1 protein-coding gene is annotated in these 1,312 nt (G+C 74.9%); it reads left to right on the top strand.

Annotated elements, in window-relative coordinates:
• Positions 1-1,312: NAD(P)/FAD-dependent oxidoreductase (locus EF918_RS35815; protein WP_148141360.1), on the top strand; the 1,312-nt coding region annotated here is incomplete at both ends.

Genomic DNA, 1,312 nt, shown 5'->3' with positions numbered 1-1,312 from the left:
CCTATCTGGCCCGGGCGGGCAGGTCCGTCCTGGTGCTCGAACGGCTGGGCCACACCGGGGGCGCGGCCGTCTCCACCCGGCCGTTCCCGGGCATGGACGCCCGCCTGTCCCGCTACTCGTACCTGGTCTCGCTGCTCCCGCAGAAGATCGTGCGGGACCTGGGGCTGGACTTCGCGGTCCGCAAGCGCGCCGTCTCCTCGTACACGCCGGTCGAGCGGGACGGCCGGGCCACCGGTCTGCTCGTCGGCAGGGGCGAGGCCCGTACCCGGGAGTCCTTCGCCCGGCTGACCGGCTCCGACCGGGAGTACGAGCGCTGGCGCGCCTTCTACGGCACCACGGCCGAGGTCGCCGCCAAGGTGTTCCCGACCCTGACCGAGCCGCTGCCGACCCGCGCCGAACTGCGGGCGCGGGTCGGGGACGAGGCGGCCTGGCGGATGCTGTTCGAGGAACCGCTGGGCCGGGCGATCGAGGAGCACTTCGACGACGACCTGGTCCGGGGCGTGGTCCTGACGGACGGTCTGATCGGCACCTTCGCCGACGCCCACGACCCCTCGCTGGCGCAGAACCGTTGCTTCCTCTACCACGTCATCGGCGGCGGGACCGGCGACTGGGACGTACCCGTGGGCGGCATGGGCGCGCTCACCGACGCCCTGGCCCGAGCGGCGCTGGCGGCCGGGGCGGAGATCGCCACCGGTCACGAGGCGGTCCGGATCGAGCCGGACGGGGAGCGGCGGGCCGAGGTGACCTTCCGCACGGCCACCGGCGAAGGCACGGTGTCGGCCCGTACGGTCCTGTTCGGCGCCTCGCCGCGGGCCCTGGCCGAACTCCTCGGCGAGGCCCCGCCGGAGCCGCCCGCCGAGGGCGCCCAACTGAAGATCAACATGCTGCTGCAGCGGCTCCCGCGGCTGCGCGACCCCTCGGTCGACCCCCGCGAGGCCTTCGCCGGCACCTTCCACATCGCCGAGGGCTACGCCGCCCTCGCCCGTGCCTACGCCGAGGCCGCGGCCGGCGAACTGCCCTCCGCCCCGCCCTCGGAGATCTACTGCCACTCCCTGACCGACCCGACGATCCTGGGCCCGGACCTGGCAGCCCGGGGCCACCACACCCTGACCCTGTTCGGCCTGCACGCCCCGGCCCGCCTCTTCGCCCACGACAACACCGAGGCCCGCGAGGTCCTGCTGACCGCCGCCCTCGCCCAGCTCGACGCCCACCTGGCCGAACCCCTCACGGACTGCCTGGCGATGGACGCCGACGGCCGCCCCTGCATCGAGGCGAAGACCCCCCTGGACCTCGACCGCGACCTCCGCCTCCC

Source organism: Streptomyces sp. WAC06614 (assembly GCF_003949795.1).
Taxonomy (GTDB): Bacteria; Actinomycetota; Actinomycetes; order Streptomycetales; family Streptomycetaceae; genus Streptomyces.
This window is presented reverse-complemented; position numbering and strand designations above follow the sequence as displayed.